This is a genomic window from Streptomyces sp. NPDC059832 (genome assembly GCF_042731715.1).
Taxonomy (GTDB): Bacteria; Actinomycetota; Actinomycetes; order Streptomycetales; family Streptomycetaceae; genus Streptomyces.
The window spans coordinates 43,945-67,665 of sequence record NZ_JBHWIY010000007.1; the positions used below are offsets into that span (position 1 = coordinate 43,945).

General features: G+C 69.7%; 22 protein-coding genes, 1 tRNA gene and 2 pseudogenes. 14 read left to right on the top strand and 11 right to left on the bottom strand.

All coding sequences use genetic code 11. The annotated features are described in order from the left end of the window. Nucleotides 1-10: 10 nt before the first annotated feature. The 3 genes from ACFV8T_RS14415 to ACFV8T_RS14425 all read left to right on the top strand — a co-directional run bounded on the left by ACFV8T_RS14415 (nucleotide 11) and on the right by ACFV8T_RS14425 (nucleotide 1,466). Nucleotides 11-166, top strand: coding sequence for a DUF6131 family protein (locus tag ACFV8T_RS14415; protein WP_385327443.1), 156 nt, complete (start codon nucleotides 11-13; stop codon nucleotides 164-166). A 164-nt stretch (nucleotides 167-330) separates the two neighbouring features. Further along, on the top strand, nucleotides 331-879 hold the full coding sequence (locus tag ACFV8T_RS14420) for a hypothetical protein (protein WP_385327445.1): 549 nt from the start codon (nucleotides 331-333) through the stop codon (nucleotides 877-879). Between the two features lie 77 nt (nucleotides 880-956). Next, nucleotides 957-1,466 (top strand): hypothetical protein, encoded by a 510-nt coding sequence (locus ACFV8T_RS14425; RefSeq protein WP_385327447.1) that lies wholly within the window; start codon nucleotides 957-959, stop codon nucleotides 1,464-1,466. A 147-nt stretch (nucleotides 1,467-1,613) separates the two neighbouring features. Here ACFV8T_RS14425 and ACFV8T_RS14430 read toward each other — a convergent pair whose 3' ends face one another. From ACFV8T_RS14430 to ACFV8T_RS14445, 4 genes are all read right to left on the bottom strand, one after another. Further along, nucleotides 1,614-2,537, bottom strand: a complete 924-nt coding sequence (locus ACFV8T_RS14430) for a carbohydrate ABC transporter permease (RefSeq protein WP_385327448.1) — start codon at nucleotides 2,535-2,537, stop codon at nucleotides 1,614-1,616. Further along, nucleotides 2,534-3,682, bottom strand: a complete 1,149-nt coding sequence (locus ACFV8T_RS14435; protein ID WP_385327450.1) for a carbohydrate ABC transporter permease — start codon at nucleotides 3,680-3,682, stop codon at nucleotides 2,534-2,536. The genes ACFV8T_RS14430 and ACFV8T_RS14435 overlap by 4 nt, the downstream gene beginning before the upstream one ends. A 5-nt stretch (nucleotides 3,683-3,687) precedes the next feature. Beyond that, nucleotides 3,688-4,932, bottom strand: coding sequence for an extracellular solute-binding protein (locus tag ACFV8T_RS14440; protein WP_385327452.1), 1,245 nt, complete (start codon nucleotides 4,930-4,932; stop codon nucleotides 3,688-3,690). 97 nt (nucleotides 4,933-5,029) lie between these two features. Further along, nucleotides 5,030-6,079 carry a LacI family DNA-binding transcriptional regulator gene (locus ACFV8T_RS14445; RefSeq protein ID WP_385327453.1) on the bottom strand — a complete coding sequence of 350 codons (1,050 nt, stop codon included), beginning with the start codon at nucleotides 6,077-6,079 and terminating at the stop codon, nucleotides 5,030-5,032. A 221-nt stretch (nucleotides 6,080-6,300) separates the two neighbouring features. Here ACFV8T_RS14445 and ACFV8T_RS14450 point away from each other — a divergent pair, with 221 nt between their 5' ends. Continuing rightward, on the top strand, nucleotides 6,301-8,328 hold the full coding sequence (locus ACFV8T_RS14450; RefSeq protein ID WP_385327455.1) for a glycogen debranching N-terminal domain-containing protein: 2,028 nt from the start codon (nucleotides 6,301-6,303) through the stop codon (nucleotides 8,326-8,328). A 223-nt stretch (nucleotides 8,329-8,551) separates the two neighbouring features. On the opposite strand, the gene ACFV8T_RS14455 is transcribed toward ACFV8T_RS14450, so the two are convergent. Beyond that, nucleotides 8,552-9,772 carry an AI-2E family transporter gene (locus ACFV8T_RS14455; RefSeq protein ID WP_385327457.1) on the bottom strand — a complete coding sequence of 407 codons (1,221 nt, stop codon included), beginning with the start codon at nucleotides 9,770-9,772 and terminating at the stop codon, nucleotides 8,552-8,554. A gap of 698 nt (nucleotides 9,773-10,470) precedes the next feature. Here ACFV8T_RS14455 and ACFV8T_RS14460 point away from each other — a divergent pair. Together ACFV8T_RS14460 and ACFV8T_RS14465 are read left to right on the top strand one after the other, a co-directional pair. Then, on the top strand, nucleotides 10,471-11,781 hold the full coding sequence (locus ACFV8T_RS14460) for a phosphatase PAP2 family protein (RefSeq protein WP_385327891.1): 1,311 nt from the start codon (nucleotides 10,471-10,473) through the stop codon (nucleotides 11,779-11,781). A 212-nt stretch (nucleotides 11,782-11,993) separates the two neighbouring features. Beyond that, nucleotides 11,994-12,488, top strand: a complete 495-nt coding sequence (locus ACFV8T_RS14465) for a DUF3592 domain-containing protein (RefSeq protein ID WP_385327459.1) — start codon at nucleotides 11,994-11,996, stop codon at nucleotides 12,486-12,488. Between the two features lie 31 nt (nucleotides 12,489-12,519). On the opposite strand, the gene ACFV8T_RS14470 is transcribed toward ACFV8T_RS14465, so the two are convergent. Then, entirely contained in the window at nucleotides 12,520-13,401 is an 882-nt protein-coding gene (locus ACFV8T_RS14470) for an alpha/beta fold hydrolase (RefSeq protein WP_385327460.1), read from the bottom strand. Between the two features lie 235 nt (nucleotides 13,402-13,636). Here ACFV8T_RS14470 and ACFV8T_RS14475 point away from each other — a divergent pair. The 3 genes and pseudogenes from ACFV8T_RS14475 to ACFV8T_RS14485 form a co-directional block, all read left to right on the top strand. After that, nucleotides 13,637-13,723 (top strand): annotated as a pseudogene (locus ACFV8T_RS14475) (histidine phosphatase family protein); the annotation flags it as partial. 124 nt (nucleotides 13,724-13,847) lie between these two features. Next, complete coding sequence (locus ACFV8T_RS14480; protein WP_385327461.1) at nucleotides 13,848-14,150, top strand: histidine phosphatase family protein; 303 nt, start codon at nucleotides 13,848-13,850, stop codon at nucleotides 14,148-14,150. Between the two features lie 188 nt (nucleotides 14,151-14,338). Further along, nucleotides 14,339-14,411, top strand: a tRNA-OTHER gene (locus tag ACFV8T_RS14485). 10 nt (nucleotides 14,412-14,421) lie between these two features. Here ACFV8T_RS14485 and ACFV8T_RS14490 read toward each other — a convergent pair. The 3 genes from ACFV8T_RS14490 to ACFV8T_RS14500 all read right to left on the bottom strand — a co-directional run bounded on the left by ACFV8T_RS14490 (nucleotide 14,422) and on the right by ACFV8T_RS14500 (nucleotide 16,600). After that, the gene (locus tag ACFV8T_RS14490; protein WP_385327463.1) at nucleotides 14,422-14,967 is read right to left on the bottom strand and encodes a TetR/AcrR family transcriptional regulator; all 546 of its coding nucleotides are present in this window, start codon (nucleotides 14,965-14,967) and stop codon (nucleotides 14,422-14,424) included. Between the two features lie 10 nt (nucleotides 14,968-14,977). Beyond that, on the bottom strand, nucleotides 14,978-15,559 hold the full coding sequence (locus ACFV8T_RS14495) for a sugar O-acetyltransferase (RefSeq protein ID WP_385327465.1): 582 nt from the start codon (nucleotides 15,557-15,559) through the stop codon (nucleotides 14,978-14,980). A gap of 114 nt (nucleotides 15,560-15,673) precedes the next feature. Then, a complete protein-coding gene (locus ACFV8T_RS14500; protein ID WP_385327467.1) occupies nucleotides 15,674-16,600 on the bottom strand; it encodes a LysR family transcriptional regulator in 927 nt (308 codons plus the stop codon). A gap of 168 nt (nucleotides 16,601-16,768) precedes the next feature. On the opposite strand from ACFV8T_RS14500, the pseudogene ACFV8T_RS14505 reads away from it, so the two are divergent. The 4 genes and pseudogenes from ACFV8T_RS14505 to ACFV8T_RS14520 all read left to right on the top strand — a co-directional run bounded on the left by ACFV8T_RS14505 (nucleotide 16,769) and on the right by ACFV8T_RS14520 (nucleotide 19,138). Further along, nucleotides 16,769-17,595: pseudogene (locus tag ACFV8T_RS14505) on the top strand (DMT family transporter). Between the two features lie 216 nt (nucleotides 17,596-17,811). Then, entirely contained in the window at nucleotides 17,812-17,937 is a 126-nt protein-coding gene (locus tag ACFV8T_RS14510; protein WP_385327469.1) for a hypothetical protein, read from the top strand. An 11-nt stretch (nucleotides 17,938-17,948) separates the two neighbouring features. Next, nucleotides 17,949-18,896, top strand: a complete 948-nt coding sequence (locus ACFV8T_RS14515; RefSeq protein ID WP_385327471.1) for an N-acetylmuramoyl-L-alanine amidase — start codon at nucleotides 17,949-17,951, stop codon at nucleotides 18,894-18,896. Then, a complete protein-coding gene (locus ACFV8T_RS14520; RefSeq protein ID WP_385327473.1) occupies nucleotides 18,896-19,138 on the top strand; it encodes a holin in 243 nt (80 codons plus the stop codon). The genes ACFV8T_RS14515 and ACFV8T_RS14520 overlap by 1 nt, the downstream gene beginning before the upstream one ends. Nucleotides 19,139-19,397: 259 nt before the next feature. On the opposite strand, the gene ACFV8T_RS14525 is transcribed toward ACFV8T_RS14520, so the two are convergent. Together ACFV8T_RS14525 and ACFV8T_RS14530 are read right to left on the bottom strand one after the other, a co-directional pair. Continuing rightward, complete coding sequence (locus ACFV8T_RS14525) at nucleotides 19,398-21,047, bottom strand: TlrC/CarA/OleB/SrmB family ABC-F type ribosomal protection protein (protein ID WP_385327475.1); 1,650 nt, start codon at nucleotides 21,045-21,047, stop codon at nucleotides 19,398-19,400. 323 nt (nucleotides 21,048-21,370) lie between these two features. Further along, the gene (locus ACFV8T_RS14530; protein ID WP_385327476.1) at nucleotides 21,371-21,910 is read right to left on the bottom strand and encodes a CGNR zinc finger domain-containing protein; all 540 of its coding nucleotides are present in this window, start codon (nucleotides 21,908-21,910) and stop codon (nucleotides 21,371-21,373) included. Between the two features lie 177 nt (nucleotides 21,911-22,087). Here ACFV8T_RS14530 and ACFV8T_RS14535 point away from each other — a divergent pair, with 177 nt between their 5' ends. Next, nucleotides 22,088-23,665, top strand: a complete 1,578-nt coding sequence (locus tag ACFV8T_RS14535; protein WP_385327478.1) for an FAD-dependent monooxygenase — start codon at nucleotides 22,088-22,090, stop codon at nucleotides 23,663-23,665. The last annotated feature ends 56 nt before the right edge of the window (nucleotides 23,666-23,721 follow it).

Here is a 23,721-nt window from a genome sequence, read left to right on the forward strand (position 1 = left end):
GGAGCGTGTCGTGATCGTTCTCGGAGTCATCCTGCTTGTCATCGGTTTCGTGACCGGAATCTCCATCCTGTGGACGATCGGAATCATTCTCGCCGTGGTGGGTCTGATTCTGTGGATCCTGGGCGGGATGGGACACGCGGTCGCCGGTCGAAGGCACTACTGGTAGAGCGACGGGGCAACCCTCGTCGGCTCCCGAAGGCCACTCGGCGTCATCCACCGGCGGATTCCGCCGGGAGCGGTGAGTGATGAATGACGTGACCCGGGGAGGGAAGACCGCAGGAACGTCTCTGGCAATTCTTCGTTTCTCGGTGATCGGCGAGCGGAGGAGCCATGTCGACCGGAACCCTCATAGCGATCATCGTTGCGGTAGTGGTCGTTTTGCTGGTGTGCGCACTCGTAGCATGGAGGGTTGCGCGCAGACGCCATCTGAAGGAACAGTTCGGCCCGGAGTACGAGCGGCTCGTGGAGGAGAAACAGAGCCGGCCGGCCGCGGAACACGAACTGAGGGAACGGGAACAGCGCCATGACGCGCTGGAGATCAAACCGCTCTCGGCGACGGATCGGGAGAAGTACGCCCAGGGCTGGAGCCAGGCGCAGGAGCGTTTCGTCGACCATCCCGACGACGCGGTCCACGAAGCCGACCGGCTCGTGACCGCGCTGATGAGCGAGCGCGGCTATCCGACCAAGGGATACGAGCAGCAGGTCAGCGATCTGTCGGTCGAGCACGGCCGCACTCTGCAGAACTACCGCACCGCCCACGAGGTCAGCGACCGCAGCAGCCGTCACCAGGCGACCACGGAAGAGCTACGGGGTGCGATGGTCCACTACCGGGCTCTGTTCGACGAACTGCTTCACAATGGCGGGCGGCCGCGGGAGTAGCGAGGAAGAACCGCCAGGTGCGCCTCCGGTCCGGGCCGCTACCCGCCGAAGGCGCCGGATCGGATGGAGGAAGAGCCATGGCGACGGGACACCGGGACCCCCTCGGGGCCGATGCAAGCAACCTGTCCACTGACGATCTACGCGGTGGGGACGCCTCGGCGCCAGAGGTCCGCGAGGCCCCGACCGAAGTGCCACCGACCTTCCCGGGGGAAGCCACGACGACTGACCCGGGCCACGGTCGTGAGGACGAGTCACCGCACGCACCGCCTTCCGGCGCCGCGCCCGCCGCCGGAAGCAGAGACGGGGATGAGGGGGACGAGCCCCTTCTCGGTGTCGGCAGGGAGCAGGAGGAGTTCCGCAGCCGGTGGCAGCGGATCCAGGGTGACTTCGTCGATGATCCCCGGGAAGCGGTCAGTGCTGCGGACACTCTGGTCGCGGAGGTGATGCAGGCACTCGCCAGGACCTTCTCCGACCACAAGCAGGGGCTCGAAAGCCAGTGGCAGCGAGGCGAGCAGGTACCGACCGAGGAACTGCGTGTCGCGCTGCAACGCTACCGGTCGTTCTTCAACCGGTTGCTGAATACGTGAGCGGGCTGCCTGCCCGGCCCCGGCGCCGGCCTTCCTGTTGACCGGCGCCCGAACCGCCGGCTGCGGAGCAAGCCGACCCGGTGGTCGGCCACCGGGTCGGTGACCTACCGGCTGAGGATGTCGCCGGGCGGCCCGTCCGGCCGGTGCTCACTCCTTGACCGCGCCCGCGTTGGCGCCGTTGACGAAGTAGCGCTGGAAGCAGAAGAAGAGCGCGGCCACCGGGATGGTGGACAGCAGGGCCGCCGCGAGTTTCAGCGGATACTGCGTTCCGCCGCCGAGTCCGCCCGAGACGAAGCGGGCCAGGCCCGTGGTGAGCGTCTCGTACTGGCCGGACTGCGTGCTGACGAGGAAGTGCGTGAACTCGTTCCACGATCCCTGGAACGACAGGATCGTCAGGGTGATCAATGCCGGTCTGGCCATGGGCAGGACGACGGACCAGAAGATCCGGAACACGCCCGCCCCGTCGACCCGTGCGGCCTCCTCCACCTCGCGCGGCACCGACTCGAAGAACTGCTTCATGATGAAGATGCCCGCCGCGTCCACCAGCAGCGGCAGGATCATGCCGGTGTACGTGTCGAAGAGACCGAAGGTGTTCAGCACCAGGAACTTCGGGATGAGCAGGGCCACGCCGGGCACCGCCATCACCGCGAGCACGAAGCCGAACAGCACCGAGCGGCCCCAAAAACGCAGCCGTGCCAGCGCGTACCCCGCCATGGAGTCGAACAGCACCCGGCCCGCCGTCACCAGCACCGCGATCAGAGCGGAGTTGCCCAGCCAGCGCAGGAAGGGCACTCCGTCCGCGGCCCGGCTCAGCCCGAACAGCCGCTGGTACGCGGCCGTGGTCGGAGTGGTCGGCAGCAGGGCCAGCGGGTGCGCGGCGGCGTCCGGGTCCGTCTTGAAGCCCGTCACCAACTGGAGGACGAACGGGAGCAGATAGAGCAGTCCCAGCCCGAGGACCGCGGTGTACCCCACCAGTCGCCACGGCAGGCGGAATCGGCTCAGGACGGGACGGCCCCGGTCGTGCTGGGCGCGACGGGCGCGTTCGCGTACGGACGTAGCGGCGGCGGTCATCGGTTCCTCCTGGTACGTACGCCGCGCTCCCGCAGCGCCCAGCGCTGGAACGCGGTCAGGACGAGGATCAGGGCGAGCAGGATGAACGCGATCGCCGCGCCCTGCCCGAAGTCCGCGTTGTCGAAGCCCGCCGAGTACGAGAGGAAGGCGGGCGTGAGCGTGGTATTGCCCGGAGCGCCCTGGCCCATCACGTACACCTGGTCGAACACCTGCCAGGTGGAGATCAGCCCGAGCGTCAGAACCAGGAACAGCACGGGGCGCAGGGCCGGCAGCGTCACATACCGCAGCATCTGACGGCGGTTGACCCCTTCCATAGCCGCCGACTCCTCCAGTTCCCGCGGGATGTTCTGGAGCGCCGCGAGGAAGATCAGCATGAAGCTGCCGGAGGTCGTCCACACGGCGAGCAGGATGAGCGTGCACATCGCAACCGAGGGGCCCGAGAGCCACTCGAACCACGACAGCCCCAGTGCGGAGTGATCTGCCAGCAGGCCGGCGGGCCGTTCGGGATCGACGATTCCCAGACCTCCCAGGACCAGGGAGAGCACCCCGCGCGGGTCCGCGAACCAGTTCGGTCCCTTGACCCCGATCCAGGACAGCATGGAGTTGACGGCTCCGCTGCCTTGGAAGAGGAAGAGGAAGACCGTGGAGACGGCGATGGAGCTGGTGACCGACGGGAAGAAGAACGTCGTACGGAAGGCGCCGCGCCCCCGCAGCATCTTCTGGTTGACGATCAGGGCCAGGCCCAGTGCCAGCACCGTCTGCAGGGGGACGGTCAGCAGGACGTAGTAGAGGTTGTTGCGCAGGGACGTGGCGAAGAGGGTGCGGTCGAGCCCGTCCTGTGTGAGCAGCGACCGGTAGTTGTCCAGGCCGACGAAATCGGCCTGGCCGGAGAACGGGTTGGACTGTCCGTCCCAGTGCAGCAGGCTCACCCACAGCGCCATCAGGATGGGGAGCACCATGAACAGTCCGAGGACGAGCACCATGGGGCTGACGAACAGCCAGCCCCAGGCGCCCTCCCCGCGCAGGCCCGCGCGCCGGGCGCGGGCCTGCGCGGTCGTGCCGGTCTCGCCGGGTGCGCTGTCAGGTGCGCCGGGCGAGCCGGTCGTACGGGGGACACCGCTCACGCGCATCGTGCGGAAGGGCATGGGGCTCAGTTGCCCTTCGCGATCGCCTGTTCGCCGTTGCGCTGAAGGTCGGCGAGGATCTTCTTCGGGTCGGCGGTGCGCAGCGACTGCAGATCGGTGTTGAACTGGCTCAGGACCTTGTCGAAGCCGGCGATCGTCACCGGGCCCTGCGCGTAGGCGCTGCCGTCCACCCAGGCCTTGGCGGCGGGCTGCTTCCCGGCGTACGCCTTGAGCGCGCTCGTCCGCGACGGCATGACTCCGAACGCGTCGGCGAAGTCGAGCTGCTGCTTCGCGGAGGTCAGGTGCTTCACCAGGTCGACTCCCGCGTCGCGGTGCGCGCTGTCGGCGGCGACGCCCCAGCAGTTGCTGAAGGCGAGGGTGCCCTGGCCGGCCGGCCCCGCGGGCAGCGGTGCGACGGCGTACTTCACATCGGGGTAGTCGAGCTTCATGCCGCCTTCGAGCCAGTTGCCCTCAATGGTCATCGCGGCCTTGCCCTTGCCGAGCGCCTCACCGCCCCAGCTGGTGTCCACCTGCTTGGCGAACTTCATCGAGCCCGACTTGAGCAGGGACTGGACGAACTTGAGCCCCTTGGCATTCTCCGCGGTGTCGGCGGTCATCTTCTTCTGGTCCGGGTCGGTGAGCCAGCCGCCCGCCTGCTTCATGAAGACGCCGAGCCGCTGGTACTCGTCGCTGGTGACCAGGCCGGTGACGCCGTTGTTGGTGAGCTTGCCGGCGACGGTCCTCAGCTCCTCCCAGCTCTTGGGATAGTCCTTCTCCGTCAGCCCGGCCTTCTTCCACAGGTCGGTATTGATGGCCAGACCGAGGGTGGAGGTGTCCTTCGGCAGACAGACCAGCTTCCCGTCGTACGAGAACGAGGTCCGCAACTGCTGGGAGAAGTCGTCGGCGTCGGATATCCGGTCCCCGTACGGGTACAGCGAGCCGCCCTTCGCGTAGTTCGCGAACTGGTCGGAGTTGACGTAGAAGACGTCCGGCGGCTTGTGCCCGGCGAAGGACTGGGCAAGCTGCTGGTTCATGTCCTTGGCGACCTCGACGGAGACGGAGTTCCCCGACTCCTTCGCGTACGCGGCGGCGGCAGCCTTGACCGCCTGGGTCTCGGAGTCCCCCGAGGTGGCGATCAGTACCGTCAGATTCTGCTTGGCGGCCTTGTCCTGCTCCGGCTCCTTGTCGCTGCCGAAGCTGGACGAGCAGCCGGTGGCGGTCAGGAGCGCCGCGCAGGTGGCGAGCGCGGCGACGGCCGTACGGGTTCCCATGAGTTCCTCCATGAGGGGGGTGAGGCTTGCGGCTCAGCTGCCCGGAGAGGGCGCGCTGTGAATCGGTGGCCCGTGGAACGGGCGAGGGGGTGGTGGTTCAGTCGTCCGACGCGGACGTGCTGTCACGCACGACGAGGGACGGTTCGAGCAGGACGCGTTCGGGCGGAGCGCCGACCTGCGACATCCGGGCCAGCAGAAGCCGGACGCATTCGCGGCCGACGGCCTCCAGCGGCTGGGCGACGGTGGAGAGTCCGGGAGACAGGAGCGCCGCCATGGGGTCGTCGTCGAAGCCGACGACGGCGATGTCGGCGCCCGGCACGACCCGCCGCTCACGCAGGGCGTGATAGCAGCCCAGCGCGAGCATGTCGCTGGCGGCGATCACGGCCGTCGCCCCCGCGTCCAGCAGTGGTCCGACAGCGGCCTGGGCCGACGCGATGTCATCGACGCTCTGTGCCCGTCTGCCGCGCACCGGTAGGCCGTGCCGTCGCATGGCGCGCTGCCAGCCCGCGGCACGGTCGTCGCCGACCCCGGAGCCGCGCGGCCAGCCGAGGAACGCGATCCGGCGATGTCCCAGACCCACCAGATGCTCGACCGCGGCGTCCGTGCCCGAGGCGCCGTCGACGTCGACCCAGTCGCCGATCTGTCGGCCGGACCACATCCGGCCGAAGGCCACGAACGGCACACCGCGCTTCTCCAGCCAGGCCTGGCGCTGGTCGCCCCGGTCGGTGCCGCTCAGCACGAAACCGTCCACGCTGTGGAGGTCGAGGAGTTCCTCGTATCCGTCGAGACCCGTGCTGCCGGGGGGTGCGGCGAAGAGCAGGATCCGATAGCCGGCCTCGTCGGCGGTCTGGGACAGGGCGTGCAGGAACCGGTCCATGACCGGGGCCGAGGTGCCCGGGGCGGTGGGACGTATGCCGTAGCCGATGAGCTTGCTGGAGCGGGTACGCAGGGTCTGCGCCGCTCGGTGCGGGCGGTAGCCCAGCTCGTCGATGGTGCGCAGGACGCGGTCCAGGGTCTCCGGACGCAGCAGTTCGGGCGAGTTGAGCGCGTTCGACACCGTCTGCGGAGACACTCCGGCCCGCTGCGCGACCGTGGCCAGGGTTACCGAAGCGGCCTTGGTCGCGGGGGTGTTGGAGGAGCGGGGCATGAGGGTCTCCGGAACCGGTTGTGCGAATGGACGAGTTCATTGGAGCGTTCCAAAACCGTTGTCAACGCCCTGAGGTCGTCGTTAGGGTTCTTGGAACGCTCCAATGCCTGAGAGGTTCTGCTCTGTTGGACACAACTGTCAAGGCCCACGACATAACAAACTCCGAGACGGGGGCAGGCCCGTCGGCCGAAGGACTCCAGCCATTCCTGCATGACTCCTGTGTGACGCTGTACGCGCCGAGCTTCGTGATCTCGCGTGCGGACGGTCAGATCGACGGTGCCGCCGACGGCTTCTACCACGGCGACAGCAGAGCACTCGCCCGGCTGACCGTCGCGACGGACCACATCGTGCTCGCCCCGGTGAGCGGAGGGCTGGAGGGCGCGGACCGGGCGGCCTTCCGCAGTGTGCTGCGCGGCCTCGGCGAGGACACGCCGGACCCGGCAGTCACCCTGCACCGACGCCGCCGCGTCGCCCCCGGGCGCCTGGAGGAGACCCTCGAAGTCGCCAACGCCGGGCGGCAGCACGTCCGTGTCCGGCTGATCGTCACCGCCGGGACGGACCTCGCCCCGATCGAGCGCGTCAAGTCCGGACATGCCCATCGCCCGGTCACCGCCACTTCCGCCGAGAACGGACTCCGCTGGTCGCAGGACACCTACGCCGTACGGCTCACCGGCTCCGCGGAGCCCGCGGCCGTCGACCCGGCCGCCGGACGGCTGGAGTACGAGATCGAACTCGCCCCCGGAGCCGCCTGGACCGCCGTACTGCACTGCGACGCGGCGCACGAGGACGGCGACCAGTTCCCCGCGCCCCCTGCGGACAGCCTGCCCTGGCGCACACCGCGACTGCGCAGCGCGGACCGGCGCTTCGACCACTGGCTGAGCCAGTCCGCGGCCGACCTCGACCGGCTGCGGCTCACCGATCCGGAGAACCCCGCCGACCAGTTCCTGGCCGCCGGGGCCCCGTGGTTCCTCACTCTCTTCGGCCGCGACTCCCTCTGGGCGGCCCGCATGCTGCTGCCCCTGGGCACCGACCTGGCCGCCGGAACGCTGCGCACCCTGGCCCGCAGGCAGGGCACGAAGTCCGACCGGGCCACCGAGGAACAGCCGGGCAAGATCCTGCACGAAGTGCGCCGCGCCACCCAGAATTTCAACGAGAACTTCTCCCTGCCGCCCTGCTACTACGGCACGGTCGACGCCACCCCGCTCTGGATCACCCTGCTGCACGACTCCTGGCGCTGGGGCCTCGCGCCCGAACAGGTCGAACAGCTCCTGCCGCACGCGGAGTCCGCCCTTGCCTGGATGCGCGACCACGGCGACGCGGACGGGGACGGGTTCCTGAAGTACATCGACCACACCGGCCGGGGCCTGGCCAACCAGGGCTGGAAGGACTCGGGCGACTCCATCCGCTACGGCGACGGAGGCATCGCGGCTTCCCCGATCGCGCTCTGCGAGGTCCAGGCGTACGCGTACGAGGCGGCCCGGGGCGGCGCGGATCTGCTGCGCGCCTTCGGCCGCCCCGGCGCCGACCGGTGGGAGGAGTGGGCCGAGCGGCTCCGTGACCGTTTCCGCAGCCACTTCTGGGTGGAGGACGAGCGGGGACCGTACCCGGCCGTGGCGCTCGACGGTGACAAGAAGCCGGTGGACTCGGTCACCTCGGGCTTCGGCCACCTGCTGGGCACGGGCCTGCTCGACCACGAGGAGAGCGCCCTGCTGGCCGCCAGGCTCAGCGCGCCCGACCTCGATTCGGGCCATGGTCTGCGGACGCTGAGCAGCGACTCCGTGGCCTACAACCCGTACGGCTACCACATCGGTTCCATCTGGCCGCATGACACGGCCATCGCCGTGAACGGCCTGGTCAGGGCCGGATTCCCGGAAGCGGCCGCGTCCCTGTCCGAGGGACTGCTGAGCGCGTCCTCGGCCTTCGACGGCAGGCTTCCCGAACTGTTCGCCGGCCATGGAGCGGTGACCGATGCCCGGCCCTCGCCCTATCCCGCGTCGTGCCGCCCGCAGGCCTGGGCGGCGGCCTCGTCGGTGATGATCCTCCAGTCGGTGCTGGGGCTCTTCCCCGATGTCCCCGGCGGAACGCTCACGGTCGCGCCCGGGTTCGCGGAGTCATACCGTCCGCTGAAGGCCGAGGGGCTCGACATCGCGGGCGGGCGGCTGGACATCTCCGTCGATGCCGACGGTACGGCGCACGTCGAGGCGCCGAAGGGCCTGGTCGTGAGGAGGCAGCACCTGACACCCCGTTGACGCGAGCCGGTGTGCCCGCTCCACGGCACCTTGCCGTGGAGCGGGGCGAAGGCCTGCTCCTGCCCGAGGGCCGGCGCGGGTCTCCGTGAAGGGCGGTGGCAACGGCTGTGCGGCAGCGTCGGCGCGAGCGGTTCGGCTTCCGTCCCCACGCGCGGGGGCGGGCCGGCCGGGGAGGCCGGTGCCTCGCTTCCGCCTCGGCGCACGCTTCCCGGTGCGCACGGGCTCACCTCTTCGCGGATGTGGACTCGTCCGCCGGGCGCAGCGCCTGACGGACCGACCAGAGGACCGAGACGAGGGGTACTGCCACCACCGCTCCCAGTACTCCCGCCGCGATGGCGCCGCCGATCACCGACAGTGCGACCACGACCGGGTGCAGGCGGACGGCCCAGCTCATCACGAGCGGGTGCAGCAGGTGGCCCTCGATCTGGCCGATGACCACGATCAGGACGAGGACGACGGCCGCCACGATCGGGCCCTTCGCCGCGAGAGCCACCACGGCCGCGACCGCGAGGGCGATCGGCGAGCCGATCAGCGGAATGAAGGCGGCGAAGAATTCCAGCAGCGCCAGAGGCAGAGCCAGTGGCACTCCGAGTACGAAGAGGGCCAGTCCCACGAGTACGGCGTTGGTCCCTGCCACCAGGATGATGCCGTGGGTGTATCCGGTGAACGTACGCCAGGCCGCCCGGCCCGCGATCGCCACCCGGGCTCGCGCCGTCCGCGGGAGCTGATCGCAGAACCAGTCCCACTGCCGGTCGCCCGAGTGAAGGAAGAAGACCGAGCAGAACAGCGCCAGGACGAATACCGTCACCACCTCGACCAGTCGGCCCACACCGCTGACGGCCGTGCTGATGAGGGCGGAGCGATGGCTCGACAGGTACTCCCCGATCCGGGACTGGAGGTCGTCGAGCGTCCTCGGATTCAGCCGGAACGGCGGCCCCTCCAGCCACTGTTCGATCCTGCCCAGACCTTCGCTGAACTCCCTTTCCAGCCCGGCACGTTCTCCGGCGACCGCCTCGCCGACGAGCGTCAGGACACCGAGAACGAGGACGATGCTGCCGAGCAGCGCCACGGTGACGGCGAGCGCCCGCGGCATCGGACGGGCCAGGAGATCCGTGATCGGGCGCAGCACCGCCGTCACGACCAGGCCGAGGAAGACGGCTGCCGCCACCTCGTGGAACCGCCCCAGCGCCGAGAAGACCGCGTACACGACGGCTCCCACCACAAGGATCCGCCAGGCGTAGGCGGCGGCCGTCTGGAGCGTGGGGTTCACGCGTGCCGTGTACCGCGAGCCGGCCGGCGCCTGTCGCACGTCCGGGTTCCGGGCCGCGGGGCCGGTGATGCCGCGCAGCGCCCGGCGTGACGCGGTGCGGATCCGGTGTCGTCGTCCTTCGGACGGTGCGCCGGGATCCGTGGTGTCGGGCTGCGGATGCGAGGGCTCGGGCATTCCCTGCTGGTATCAGGAGGGGCCGCGTCGTTCCGGACTCGCGGGCCGACATGCGCAGGATGTCACCCCACGGGCGGAATCGCGGGTCGCTGGAGGCGCCGCGACGCACCCGGGCAGAAAGCGGCGAAGGACGTGGCGGAGAGCCGGCTCTCGCATGGAGTCGGCCGACGCATCCGGTCCCGCCGCCGGCCGAACGGACCGACTCGTTTCCGCCGCGAACAGCGCCCCGTCGCACCCTCTCTCTTGTGCGGGGTGCCCCGCTCCCGGCGCTCTGGCCCGCTTCCCGGCCGTGGGATCTCATCCCGCCTTTCATGCGTCGGCCGCATCAGGCGCACTGACGGGATACCAACTCACCGGTCCAGTAAGCCCGTTCACGACCTCCTGCGCACGCATCGGAGCCACTGGGCGACCCGTGTCCTCCTCGCTGCCCGCCGGGCATTCGAGAGCTCCATTCCCCCACGGAATGCCGAATCGTCGAGCCAGGACCGACCGGCTTTCGAACCACCCGTGACCAGCGAACCCGCCCACACCACTCCGATAGCATGTTCGAGCTCACGACGAGCGCTTTCATCGCCCGCCCTTCACCGGAAATCCACGCCATCCGGCACGAAGGGTGAACCATCCAGCCAACATCTAACAAATCGGCCAAACAATTGATACCTAGAGCATCGCGGGTGTTTTCGCGAAAAGACGACAGAATAGCGATCGCCGCGTGGCGTCGACCACGGGCGATACTGTGGGCCACAGCGGCGGTGGTAACCCTCGGATTCCTCATCGCACTGGAAATCGCCGCGCGCCACTACGGCATGCCGGGGCCGATCGTCACCCAGGCGCAAGAGGTGATCATCGCCCCCAAATCAGGCTTCCTGTTGTACGCCAGCATGGCGTTGATGATGGTGGTGCTCACCTGGAAGCAACGGCTCATCGCCGCCGGTGCCGCGATCGGCATCGACCTCATCTTCTTGCTGGTGCGGTGGGCGACGGACACCAAGGTGACCGAAGGCCATCCCTTCGGCAACGGCGCACTGTGGGTGATTCTGGGCTGTGCGGTCATCGCTGTCACGCGCCGCACGGGCCAGGAACGTGTCCTGCTGCTGAAGGGAGTCGGGCTGGGCCTGCTGCTGGTGACCGGCCGCAAGACGGGTGATGCCTGGCTGCTCATCACGTCGAAGGCCCGCCCGACCGTGCTCGACCAGTACGTGGCAACCGCCGATCATGCGCTGGGCAACCCGTCGTGGCTGGTGGGCCAGATCGTCACGGCCACCGGCCCGATCGGCTCCCATTTCCTCGACGCCATCTACACACAGCTTCCGGTGGCCGCGGTCGCCGTCGCGGTGTTCCAGCTACGCAAGGTGGCGGTCGAACGTCGCTTCCCGGGCCATCATCTGGTACGCACCTTCCTGGTCATCGGCCTGCTCGGGCCGGGCATCTACATGATCTTCCCGGTGGTCGGACCGATCTTCGCCTACGGCGCGGACGGGGGGCACTGGGCGGTGGCCAACCTGTGGCCGGACACGCCGCCGCCGATCGGCACCCCGCACCACATGACATTCGACGAGATCACTCCGCGCAACTGCATGCCCAGCCTGCACACGGCGTGGGCCACCGCGATCTTCATCCATTCCCGCAAGGGGCCACGGATTCTGCAATTCGCGGGCGCGTTCTGGCTGGTTGCCACGCTCGGCGCAACGCTGGGCTTCGGCTACCACTACGGCGCGGACATCATTGCCGGCGTGGTGTTCACGCTCACGATCGAGGCGGCACTGCGGTCGCTCGACCGTGGCTGGGACCGGTCGGGAATCCAGCTGGTCGCCTACGGTACAGCCGTCTTCGCGGCACTCCTGGTGTCGTATCGCTATCTGTCGGTGGAGATGGCCGAACATCCGTGGGTGTTCGGACCACTTCTCATTCTGGCGACGGCCTCGGTGATTTACGGCTACGTCCGGACCACCGGGCTGTGGGAACCGAAGGCCGCACCGGCGCAGCAGCCGGAACCGGAACTGGTTTGAGCCTGAGCCTCGTAGTCGGCCACCAGCGCTCGGCCGGTCCCGGCCGAGCAACTCGGCATTCCTGCGGCGGCGTTGCGCCAGGTGCCGGCCATGGGCGATTCAGGCGGTTCCTGAACGGCCGTACCACGCGCACCCCCGGGGCGGCAGCACGCCGACCGGGGTGCCTGGGATAGCGTCCCTCTCACTCCGGACAAGCGAGTGGGAGGGACGTCGTGCGGGTTCAGGTGCGTGGGCGGGGCGCCCGTTGGTGGATCACATTCGGGACGATCACGTTCGGGACCCTGTTCTTCGTCGTCGGGTTGATCCTGGCAGGGGTGTCGGCCTCGTTCCTGACGGACGCGAAGCGCGCCCCGGGCACGGTGGTGGCGCTGGAGTGGCGGAACGACCACAGCGGCGCCTCCCGCAAGAAGCGGGAGAGCGACAGGCCCGTGGCGTACCCGGTGGTCGAGTTCACCTCGTCGGACGGTACGCCGAGGACGTTCCGGAGCTCGACCGCTTCCAATCCACCGTCGTACGAGCAGGGTGAGCGGGTCGAGGTGCTGTACCGCTCCGATTCCCCCGAGGACGCGCGGATCAACGGATTCGCCTCGCTGTGGCTGCTGCCCCTGATCTTCGGCGGGATCGGGCTGGTGATCGCGGGGATCGGGACAGCCATTGCGGTGGTGGGGCGGGCACGCTCCCAGACCGTGTGCTCAACGCGTGCGTGACTGCGCGATCCCGGCCTGCACGAGGAAGGGATCAGCGGGTGTGCGCGTCCAGGGCGTCGATGATCTCGCGCCAGAGTTCGCGGGGTCGGTCGTGCCCCATGTCGGGGAGCAGCAAGAGCTTCGCTCCGGGCACCAGGTCGGCGGTGCGCCTCCCACCACTGGGGTCGGTCAGGATGTCGTCCAGACCATGAATCACCAAGGTCGGCACTCGAAGCCCACGGAGTGCGTCGGCGCGTGAGCCGCTGAGGATCATTGCCCCGAGTTGCCGTCCGGCTCCGTCCGGGTAGTAGGCGCGGTCGTAACTCTCGGCGGCCAGCTCACGAAGGAGCGCCACGTTGCCGTATCGCTTGGAGGCCCACACCAGGTCCCGCTCCGCCGCCGCGATGTACCCCTCGCGATCCGATGGCTTCGGGCGGAGGAGCACTGCCTGGGCCTCGGCGCTGGGCCGGCCGTAGTCCGACTCGCCGGTCGAGGACATCATCGACGTCAGGGTCAGCACTCGCGTCGGCTGTCCGATGGCCATCGTCTGGGCGAGCATGCCGCCCATCGAGGATCCGACCACATGCGCTCGTTCGATTCCGAGCGCGGTGAGCAGGTTGAGGCCGTCGTCGGCCATGTCCTTCAGCGTGTAGGGCACCATCGCGAGGGCGGACGCTACATCTCCCGAGCTCACGGTGTCGGTGAACCGGCCCACGTCGACGGGGTGATCGTCGAACTTGGTGGACAGCCCGCAGTCGCGGTTGTCGTACCGGATCACGTAACGCCCACGTTCTGCGAGTGCGCGGCAGAAGTCCTCGTGCCAGGCGATCATCTGCGCGCTGAAACCCATCACGAGCAGGACAGCCGGATCGGAGGGATCGCCGAAGGTCTCGTACGCGATGGACACTCCGGGCGAGACTTCAACGATCGGCATACCGGGAGTATCTCAGCATCCCCCGTCCGTGCGCACCCGGTATCGGCGCCGCTCGACCGTCGCGTCGGACAGCTGCCGGCACCCCGCCACGGCTGAGCCCTGGTCCTGCGGTGCGAGACCGCTTCGCCAGCACCCGAGCACGTGCCGAAGCACCCGCTTGATAGTTCCGAGCGGTCTCCTCCATGGTTGCGAAGTGCAATCGAGCAAGAAGCCAACTACCGGAGGGCACGCACTCATGCGCACTCTTTACGTCGTCACTCACCCGGAGGCGACGCACCACGTCGAGGGAGTCGTCGGCGGGTGGCACGACTCACAACTGACGCCCGCCGGTGTCCGTGCGGCGCGATCCATTGCCCAGGCGCTACGGGCCCAAGTCCCGGACGGCGCCGGGGTGGTGCTGTTCGCTGGACCAGCGCTTCGTCCCGCCGCCGGCCGTCGGGGAGCGGATGGAACACGACGAGGGCGTCGAGGGCGCGGAGACCAAGGCGGCGTGTGCGCAGCGCATCTACGCGGCCGTGGACGAGATCCTTCGGAGCCCGTGCGAGCATCAGGTCATCGTGACGCACGGCGGCTCCTTGACCTTCGTCGTTGCGTCCTGGATCAGGATGCCGATCGAGTCGGCCGGATATGCCAGTTTCCGGGCGCCCTCCGGCAGCATCACCACGCTGCGCGAAGACGACTTCTTCCACAACCGCCAAGTCGTCAGCCTCGGTGACACCCGTCATCTCGACTTCACCGAAGCCGGCTGACCTCGGCCTGGCCCGCTTCGACGAGCACTGGAACGGACGTCACAGCGGCGGGCCGTCCCGTGCCCTGTCGTCATGTCTCGGGTTCCGGCTCGGCTCTTGTGGCGTTGCCACGCCCGGCGATCCATCGTTACCTTCGACAATGCAAGAGCGGTGCAGCGCAGATGGTCCGTATGACCGCGGACAGGATGGGGCTCGTAGCGCAGAGGTTGTCGCGCCTTCACCGCGTGTGGGAGGACGCCGGTTCGAATCCGGTCGGGCTGCCGGGGTGCGGCTATGCCGCGGTGGTGATGCGGGCGACGGCCAGGCGTGTCAGCTCGCGGTCGTGGGGGGCGTCGTCCAGGGCGCGGTGCAGGGTCAGCCCCTCGATCAGCGCGTCCACTTGGCGTGCGGTGCCGGCGTCGAAGTGCCGTTCGAGGATGCGGCGGCTTCGCTGCATCCACGATTGGCACAGCTGCCGGTATTCCGGGCGACGGGCGGCGAGCGTGTAGAGCTCCTGGGTGAGGATCAGGTCACGGCGGGGGCCCTCGGAGAGTGTGTGGATGAGGTCGGTGACGGCCTCACGGGCCTCTTCGAGGCTGCCGACTCGGCCGAGACGGACGTCGAAGCCGGCCACGATGTGGTCGGCGAATTGTGTGAAGGCTTCACGCAGCAGTTCGTCGATGCCGGTGAAGTGGTAGGTCATCGAGCCGAGCGGCACGTCGGCGCGGACAGCGATCTTGCGGTGGGAGACGCCTGCGACGCCTTCGTCGGCGATGAGGTCGAGCGTGGCGGCGAGAATCCGTTCGCGCCGCTGCGGGTCCGTACGTCCGGTGGCCATGCGAGCGCCGTCAGAGCTCGCGGACGAGGCGCGCTGGATTGCCGACGGCGACGACATCGGCGGGGATGTCCTTGACGACCACCGCGCCGGCGCCGATCACCGAGTTCTCGCCGATCGTCACCCCGGGGCACACGATGGCGCCGCCGCCGAGCCAGACGTTGTCGCCGATGGTGATGGGGCGTGCGGCTTCGAGCTTGTCCCGCCGGGGCTGCGGCTCCACGGGGTGGGTGGGCGTGAGCAATTGGACGTTCGGACCGATCTGGCAGTGCTCGCCGATGACGATCTGCGCGACGTCCAGTGCGGTCAGGTTGAAGTTGATGAAGGTATGGGCCCCGATGGTGATGTTGCTGCCGTAGTCGACAAAGAGCGGCGGCCGCACGTCAACGCCCTCCCCCACGGAGCCGAGCAGTTCGGCGAGGAGCGGCCGGGCCTTGTCGGCGTCCTCGATGTAGGCGGCCTGGTAGCGGGCGGCCAGCTTCATCGCTCGCCGCTGGCGCCGGGCGATCTCGGGGTCATCGGCGATGTAGAGGTCGCCCGCGAGCATCCGCTCCAAGTTGGTGCGCGGGTCGTCAGCGAAGTGGTTCGTCGGCATGCGTACGATCGTACATCTGAAGCGTACGATCGTACGCTCCTCCCGCCGGGACACGGACAGGGGGATCGCCACGCCGTCGCGGCGACAGGACGGGGGCGGCGCGCTGCCCGCGAATTACTTGGGGCGGGCGGCCGGGTTCGGAGCATGCGGGCGCGGGGTGCCGCGGCCCTCGCGGTAGAGGCCGGCGGCGAGGGCGATTGCGGTGTGGGTGGCGGGGTGCGTGGTGTGGGCACGCCAGATGAGGTGGACGGGAATCGGCTCGGCGCCGCGGAGCGGGCGGTAGGTGATGCCGTCGCGGCGGTACTGGGCGGCGGTGGCCTGGGGAGTCAGTCCGATGCAGCGGCCGGTGGCGATGGCGGCGAGCCAGTCGTCGATGTCATGGGTGTATTCGACGGCGGGCCGGCCCTCCTCCGGCCACAGATCCAGGGCTGTGGTGCCGGTTCGGCGGTCGATGGCCAGGGTGCGGCCGGGGACCTCGTCCAGGCGGATACTGCGGCGGCGGGCCCAGGGGTCGTCGGACGCCAGAGCGACGTAGCGGGCCTCGTGTCCGATCTGCGCGTGGGACCACGGCTTCAAGTCGATCGGGGCACGGATGACGGCGAGGTCGCACAGCCCTTCGGCAAGGCCGCCGGTGGGGGTGTTGTGGCGGATGAGGCGCAGGTCGGTCTCGGGGTGCTGTTCGTGCCAGCGGCGCTGGAACTCGGTGGTGTACCGGCCGAAGGCGGACCAGGCATGACCGATGTGCAGGCGGGTATGGCCGGTGGCGGCTTCGCGGACGAGTTCGTCTGCGGCGGCGAGCAGGAGGCGGGCGCGGGCCAGGGTCTGGACACCCGTGCTGGTGGGGGCGACGCTGCGGCTGGTGCGGTGCAGCAGCCGTACGCCGAGAAGGCTTTCGAGACCGGCGAGGGTGCGGGAGACAGCGGCCTGGGAGATGCCGAGTTCGTGGGCCGCGTCGGTGAAGCTGCCGGTGTCGATGATGGCGACCAGACACCGTAGGTGCTTCAGCTCCAGCGCAGCCGCCCTGTCCCGCATCTCACCCATGCATCCAGCGTATAGGTAGGTTCATGGATGCATTCTTCGTATACCCGTGGCGCTCGCATCGTGGAGGACATGAAACGCGATTCCTTCCTCGCTGCGGCTCCCCGGGGCACCTCGGCCGACAGCGCCGCCCCTTCCCGGGGTACGGGGCGCGGGGCCGGGGTGGCGCTGATGCCCGGCAGCGGCCTGTCCAACCAGACGGGGCCTCGATCGCGACGCCGGCATTCCCGGTGCTCGGACCTGCCGGGGTGGTGGCGGTACGCCAGTGGGTGGCCGCCGTCGTGCTCGGGGCCGTCGGCCGGCCGCGGCTCCGGTCCTTCACGGCGGCGCAGTGGCGTCCTGTGCTGGGTCTTGCACTGGTGTTCGCGGGGATGAACCTGTCCCTGTACACGGCGATCGAGCGGATCGGGCTCGGGTTGGCGGTCACGCTGGAGTTCCTCGGCCGCTGGCCGTGGCCTGGCCGGGTACCGGCGCCGCGCATCGACCTGGTTGCCGCGGTGGCGGCAGCGGGCGCGGTGGCCGTCCTCACGCGTCCCACGCCGTCCACCGACTACCTGGGCATCGGCCTGGCTCTGCTGGCCGCGACGTGCTGGGCCTGCTACATCCTGCTCAACCGGACCGTCGGGGCCCGCCTGCCCGGCCTGGAGGGCTCGGCCGCCGCGGCGGCCGTATCCGGCACCCTCTACCTGCCCGTCGGCGCGGGGGCGCTGTGGCACCGCCCGCCCACGACAGCGGCGCTGGGCTGCGCGCTGGCGGCCGGGGTGCTCTCCTCCGCGGTGCCGTTCCTGGCCGACCTGCTGGCGCCGCGCCGCACTCCGGCACACTTCTTCGGCGTGTTCATGAGCGTGAACCCGGCCTTCGCGGCCCTGACCGGCCTCGTCGTCCTCGGGCAGCGGCTCGACTCCCTCGCCTGGCTCGCCATCGCCGTGATCGTCGGCGCGAACACCGCCGCGGTCTCCACCGCGCGCCGTTCCACCACCCGTAGGAGCACGACGTGACGGCCCTCATCGTCCACGCCCGCCCCGAGCCCGTACCCTCCCGCTGAAAACTGTCTGCGCTCGTTCGCTGCTGACGAGTCGTGGACACTGCCGGCCGCGCGGTCGAGTCCGGAAGCCGTCGCAGGGGTATGAAACTCCTATGGATCCGGACGTCACCACGGCCCAACTCCCCTTCGCGCGAACGGTGGCGAACGAAACAGCGAAGCGAAGTACACGGTGACGGCGGCGGACACCACGTTGCGCGGTCCGTGCCTCTGGGTGGAGGCGGTCGAGTCGATCGACGGCAGCACGAACGACGGGTTCACCGGCAAGGTCCGCAACGTCTCGTACACCTCGGGCTGAAAGGGAAACGAATGGCTACTCCTCTCTCCGCCTCTGCTGTCCTCAAGGCGTTGCGCGCCGAGGGCGTGCGCGTGGTCGAGGTCGGCAACTGGCGTACCCACAACCGCAACTCGAAGGGCCCCTGGGGCCCGGTCAACGGCAGCATCGTGCACCACACCGTGACCAAGGGCACCGCGGCGACGGTCCGGATGGTCCGCGACGGCTACCCGGAGCTGCCCGGTCCGCTGTGCCACGGGATGATCGCGAAGGACGGCCGGGTGCACATGGTCGGCTGGGGCCGCGCGAATCACGCCGGCGGCGGCGACCCCAAGGTGTTGGAGCAGGTCATAGCCGAGTCGTACGGCACCCGGCCGACTCCGCCCACTCGCGGCAACAGCGACGGGGTCGACGGCAACGCGCGGTTCTACGGGTGGGAGTGCGAGAACCTCGGCGACGGCAAGGACCCCTGGCCGGCCGCCCAGTACGACACGATCGTCCGCGTCCAGGCCGCAATGTGCCGGGCGCACAGATGGTCGGCGAAGTCCGTGATCGGCCACCTGGAGTGGTCGGACGACAAGATCGACCCACGTGGTTTCACCATGGCCAAGCTCCGCACCGACGTTTCCGAGCGACTCAAGCACCCCGCGAGCTGGAACCCCGGCTCCGACCACGAGGAGGACCCCATGGCAGGAATCACCAAGCGCGACATCTTCGACGCCGTGTGGAAGACCGACGCGATCGGCGGACCGACGGACGCGGCGGACCATTCGACGAATCCGACGTGGCAGCCGCAGTCCATCCTGAAGGACATGCAGGCCCGCATCCGGTCCATGGACAAGCGGATGGCCGCCCAGACTGCCGCGATCACCGCGCTCGCCGGTCAAGTCGGCACGGGCGCCGATTCGGAGACCGTCGTCGCCGCAGTCCAGGCCGCGATCGAGCGGGCCGTCGCCGGTGTCGACAACACCGAGGAGTCCTGATGACCGCCACGCTGTTCACGAAGGCCTTCTGGACGGCCACGGCGGAGCGCACCTTACGGACGGCTGCTCAGACCCTCATCGCGACGCTCGGACTGCACACCACCGGAGTGCTGGACGTCGACTGGGGACAGGCACTCTCCCTCACCGGGAGCGCGGCGCTTCTGGCCGTGCTGACCGCGGTCTCCGCGTCCGGGACCGGTAAAGGGCCGGGGCTCACCGAGACCGTACGGACGCGTACATAGCTCCGTCCTCCATAGCTCCGTCCTCCGTCGGCGAACGGATCGCTGTCGAACCGGCACGGATACGGGGTGGGATCCGTGCCGCATGCTCGGCGCGGAACGGCCGACTGGACTTGGCACTTCAGCGGGCCGAGCGGTCCGAGTCGGACATCGACGCCCTCGCGGGACCAGGTCGCCGTTCCGGAGCGTGCGCACCGGGCCCGTTGGACGGCCGCGGATGGCCGCCGGTGCTGGATGAGGGCGCGGAGGCGGCCCGAGAGCTTCAGCTCGCCGCGGCCTCCGGAAGTTCTGTGCGGTGGCCGGCTCTCAGTTCCATGTGCCTGCCGGTGAAGCGGCTACGCATGCGGCGGTCGTGGGTGACGATGACGACCGCGCCCCGGTAGTCGGCCAGGGCTCCTTCCAGTTCTTCGACCAGGGCCGGGGAGAGATGGTTGGTGGGCTCGTCCAGCAGCAGCAGGTCGACGGGTTCGCTGACCAGACGGGCCAGTTCGATCCGGCGCCGTTGTCCGAAGGACAGCTCGCTCACTCTCAGGCGCAGGTCGGCCGGGGCGAACAGACCGAGAGCCAGGAGGTGGTGGGTGTGGTCGTCCAGGTCACCCCCGCGGCCGTGGGCGAACGCCTGCGGGACTGTCAGCTCGGGCGGCCACGGAGTCTCCTCCTGCCTCAGGTGCCCGACCCGGCCCCGCGTGCGCACCGTCCCCTCATCGGGGTCCAGCTCACCCGCCAGCACCCGCATCAGCGTCGTCTTGCCGGCCCCGTTGGGCCCGGTGACCAACAAACGTTCCTCGCCGCCGATCCGCAGTGACGGCACGTGCAGCCGGTCCCCGACACGGATGCCGGTGAGTTCCGCCGCGGGCTGCGACGTCCGGCCATCGGCGGTGGTCACGCGGCCGGTGAACACCAGCGGTTCGGGCGGCGGCGAGACAGGATGGTCCGTCAGCCGCTCGACGCGCTCCTTCGCGTTGCGGATACGGCCCATCGCCCCGTGGCCGCGTCCGCGGGCGCGGAAGCCGCCGTGGCCGAACACGGCGAACGGCAACTTGCGCGGGACCGCCTCCAGCCGTGCCACGTTCGTGGCGGCCAGCTGCTGGTTGCGGGCCAGCTCCGCGCACCAGTCCTCGTACTCCTGCAGACGGCGCCGTCGCTCGGCGGCCTTGGCGGCGCGGTAGCCGTCGTAGCCGTCGCCGTAGCGCGTCACCTTGCCCTCTCCGACTTCCAGGACGGTGGTGGTGACCCGTTCCAGGAACACCCGGTCGTGGGTGACCGCCAGCACCGTGCCGCGATGCGCCTTCAGGTGTCCTTCCAACCAGCCCACCGCCTGGTCGTCCAGATCGTTGGTCGGCTCGTCCAGCACCAGCAGCTCCGGCTGGGACGCCAGGGTCGTGGCGAGCGCCAGGCGTGACCGCTCGCCGCCCGACAACGTGCCCAGGGTTCGGTCCCGCGCCAGGCCGGGCAGGCCGAGTCCGTGCAGGGCGATGTCCACCCGGGCGTCGGCCTCGTAACCGGCGCGTGCCTCGTACTGGGCGACCAGACGGGCGTAGACGTCCAGCGCGGTGGTGAGCTCCGTCCCCGCCAAGCCCTTGAGCCCGGCTTCGGTGTGTCGCATCCGCGCCTCCAGATCACGCAGATCGGCAAGCGCCGCATCCACCGCGTCCTGGACGCTGGCCTCGGGGGGCAGATCCGACGACTGGGCGAGATGGGCCAGGCCGCCGGGCGCGACCACGGTCAGCTCGCCGTTGTCGGGCCGGTCCTGCCCGGCGATCAGCCGTAGCAGGGTGGATTTCCCGGCTCCGTTGTCGCCGATGACGCCGGCCCTCTCGCCCGGCTTGATGCTGAAGGACACATCGTCCAGCACGATGTGGTCGTCGTAGCGGCGGGTGACGTTCCGAAGAGATAGCTGTGCCATGAGCATGGAGGAGTCCCCTGTTCTCGGCCGGGCCGATCGGCACGGATGGGTGGACGCGTCCGCGCACACCGGAAACCCTCTCCACGGCCCGTCGGAGGGGCGGCATCGTGGCAGGAGCGGAAGCACGGAGGAGAACGTGCGACAGCGGAGTCGAACTCAACGCGGTCGCACGGGGACTGTCACAGGGAACCCATGTGGAACACCGTAGGCAGGGGATCCGGGCACCCGCAAGCCATTTCTCGGGTGCGGTGGCAGAACCCGCCCGCGACACGGCGGCTCCGCCGGCCCGCCGGCGGCGAGGGATACGGCACCGGCGCGGACCGCTCGCTCTACCTGCCCCGCTGGGCCCGGTGCGAGGCGACCCGGACCCGGGTTGCACAGCGGGGGGTGCAGTAGCGCTGAGGGGTGCGGCGGCCGGTGTCGATGAAGTAGTGGTCGCAGTCGGGTGCGGCGCACTGCCCCCAGGCGCACCGGCCACGTTCACTGAGCCAGAGCCCGAGGGCCAGTCCGGTGGTGGACAGCAGCCAGTGGGTGGGGTCGGCTTCTTGGGGCGCTTTGGTGTGGAGGGACCAGGGGCGTCCTGGGAGGCGGACGAGGCAGGGCTGGGCGGGGTACTCGTCGAGGAGGGCGTTGATCGCTTCGGCCGCCTGGTCCTCGTCGTGCGTCGCCAGGATGCGGATCAGGCGGGCGGTGGCTTCGCGCAGCTGCCGGGCATCGGACGCGGTGAGCGTGAACGGCGGGCCGCTGTGGCGCTCCAGGAGGGCTTGGAGCGCTGCCGCGCTCGCCTCGGCGTCGTCCTGGACGGTATTGGCCAGTTCGGCGATGAAGTGGAGGCCACGGGGGTTGGCCCCGGTCGGGTCCTCGGTCATGGGCTTCACCCTCTCACCTTCACCGGGTGGGTTCGTCCAGCGGGTAGCACTCCCCCATGGTAACGTCAAAATAAAGAAATGAGCGTTACGATCGGTGGTCATCCGGCCAGGTCGCTCTGGATCCACCTCGCGGCAGGCCGCTCCGACGCCGGCCGTGACCCGCCCCCTGGAGAGCCCATGCATTTTCCGACGACGACTCCCGTACTCATCGTGGGTGGTGGGCCGGTGGGCCTGACCCTGTCGAACCTGCTGTCCCGGCACGGCGTGGACCATCTGCTGGTCGAAGCCCGTCCGGGCACCTCCCGTCACCCCAAGGCCCGCGGGGTCTCGGCCCGCTCGATGGAGATCTTCCGGCGCTGCGGACTCGAAGACGCCGTCCGCGACGCCGGCCTTCCGGCCTCGCAGGTCTTCTTCTACCGGGGCAGGGATCTGGTCGACCCGGCCTTCGTGCGCACGGGCGTTGCTCACGACGCGTCGGGCGGTGACGAGAACACCCCGTCGCCAGGGATGATCTGCTCCCAGGACGCACTGGAACCGGTCCTGCTGCGGCGAGCCCGCGAACTGGCGGCCGATCGGGTCCGGTTCGGCGTGCGCTTGCTGTCCTTCACACAAGACGAGGAAGGCGTGCGCGCCGTGCTGGAGGACCGTGCCGACGGCGAGCAGCACACCGTGCGTACGCAGTGGCTCGTCGGCTGCGACGGTGCCGCCAGTACGGTCCGTGCCGGTGCGGGCATCGGGATGGACGGCCCGACGGGCCTGGGCCACTTTCTCAGCGTCCGCTTCGAAGCACCGCTCGGCGAGGTGGTGGCCGACCGGGCGAGCGCCTCGTACTTCCTCACCCCACCCGGGCAGGGTGGCTTCATGGCGGTGGACAACGACCACCACTGGATCTACCAGTACCCCTTCGACCCCGATCACCGGCGTGGGGACGAGGACCTCACCGACCGGAAGCGACTTGAGAGCCTCGTCCGGACCGCGGCCGGCATCCCGGACCTGGAGGTGACCGTCCGCGACACCATGGTCTGGCGCATGGACGCCCAACTGGCCTCCGCCTACCGCAGCGGACGCATTCTGCTGGCCGGGGACGCGGCCCACGTCATCCCGCCGACCGGAGGCCACGGCATGAACACCGGGGTCGGCGACGCGGACAACCTTGCCTGGAAACTCGCCGCCGTCACCACCGGCCACGCCACCGCGGCACTGTTGGACAGCTATCAGGCGGAGCGCCGCCCGGTGGCCCGGCAGGTCATCGACCTGTCCACCGAGAACGCCCGAGCCCGTGCCGGCTACCGCATCGACGACGAACTCCTGCTCACCGCCGCCTACCGCTCCACCGCCGTCGTCCCCGGCCCCGGCACACCCACCCGGCCACCGCTGGACGTCTCCGGCTACCACCCGAGCGGCGACCCGGGACTCCGCGCACCGCACACACGGCTCGACGGACCGCCCGGGATCTCCTCCACCCTGGACCTCGTCGGACCCGACTTCGCCCTGATCACAGCAGCGGACACTCCGGCCTGGCAACAGCAGGCCGACGCCGCCGCAGCAGCCGGCATCCCCGTCACCGTCCACCGGCTCGACAGCGGTCGGCTGCGCGAGGAACACCCCGGCTCCTTCAACCGGTTGTGCGCCCTGCCCGCGGCGGGTTCCGTCCTGGTCCGCCCAGACGGCCACGTCGCCTGGCGTGCCGCCTCCCCGTCCACCGGCCCGGAGCTTCTCCAGGCTCTTCGGAGCATCCTCACCGGCCGCCCATAGCCGCACCGCGCACCGGACGCGGTGTCCGTCACCGCGACGCCGGGCGGACGCAACCC

Bases quoted from the DNA above. Each gene is read 5' to 3' on its own strand.
- ACFV8T_RS14420 (WP_385327445.1), top strand. From the start codon at position 331: ATGTCGACCGGAACCCTCATAGCGATCATCGTTGCGGTAGTGGTCGTT.
- ACFV8T_RS14425 (WP_385327447.1), top strand. From the start codon at position 957: ATGGCGACGGGACACCGGGACCCCCTCGGGGCCGATGCAAGCAACCTG.
- ACFV8T_RS14430 (WP_385327448.1), bottom strand. From the start codon at position 2,537: ATGACCGCCGCCGCTACGTCCGTACGCGAACGCGCCCGTCGCGCCCAG.
- ACFV8T_RS14435 (WP_385327450.1), bottom strand. From the start codon at position 3,682: ATGCCCTTCCGCACGATGCGCGTGAGCGGTGTCCCCCGTACGACCGGC.
- ACFV8T_RS14440 (WP_385327452.1), bottom strand. From the start codon at position 4,932: ATGGGAACCCGTACGGCCGTCGCCGCGCTCGCCACCTGCGCGGCGCTC.
- ACFV8T_RS14445 (WP_385327453.1), bottom strand. From the start codon at position 6,079: ATGCCCCGCTCCTCCAACACCCCCGCGACCAAGGCCGCTTCGGTAACC.
- ACFV8T_RS14455 (WP_385327457.1), bottom strand. From the start codon at position 9,772: ATGCCCGAGCCCTCGCATCCGCAGCCCGACACCACGGATCCCGGCGCA.
- ACFV8T_RS14470 (WP_385327460.1), bottom strand. From the start codon at position 13,401: ATGCCGATCGTTGAAGTCTCGCCCGGAGTGTCCATCGCGTACGAGACC.
- ACFV8T_RS14480 (WP_385327461.1), top strand. From the start codon at position 13,848: ATGGAACACGACGAGGGCGTCGAGGGCGCGGAGACCAAGGCGGCGTGT.
- ACFV8T_RS14490 (WP_385327463.1), bottom strand. From the start codon at position 14,967: ATGGCCACCGGACGTACGGACCCGCAGCGGCGCGAACGGATTCTCGCC.
- ACFV8T_RS14495 (WP_385327465.1), bottom strand. From the start codon at position 15,559: ATGCCGACGAACCACTTCGCTGACGACCCGCGCACCAACTTGGAGCGG.
- ACFV8T_RS14500 (WP_385327467.1), bottom strand. From the start codon at position 16,600: ATGGGTGAGATGCGGGACAGGGCGGCTGCGCTGGAGCTGAAGCACCTA.
- ACFV8T_RS14515 (WP_385327471.1), top strand. From the start codon at position 17,949: ATGGCTACTCCTCTCTCCGCCTCTGCTGTCCTCAAGGCGTTGCGCGCC.
- ACFV8T_RS14520 (WP_385327473.1), top strand. From the start codon at position 18,896: ATGACCGCCACGCTGTTCACGAAGGCCTTCTGGACGGCCACGGCGGAG.
- ACFV8T_RS14525 (WP_385327475.1), bottom strand. From the start codon at position 21,047: ATGCTCATGGCACAGCTATCTCTTCGGAACGTCACCCGCCGCTACGAC.
- ACFV8T_RS14530 (WP_385327476.1), bottom strand. From the start codon at position 21,910: ATGACCGAGGACCCGACCGGGGCCAACCCCCGTGGCCTCCACTTCATC.
- ACFV8T_RS14535 (WP_385327478.1), top strand. From the start codon at position 22,088: ATGCATTTTCCGACGACGACTCCCGTACTCATCGTGGGTGGTGGGCCG.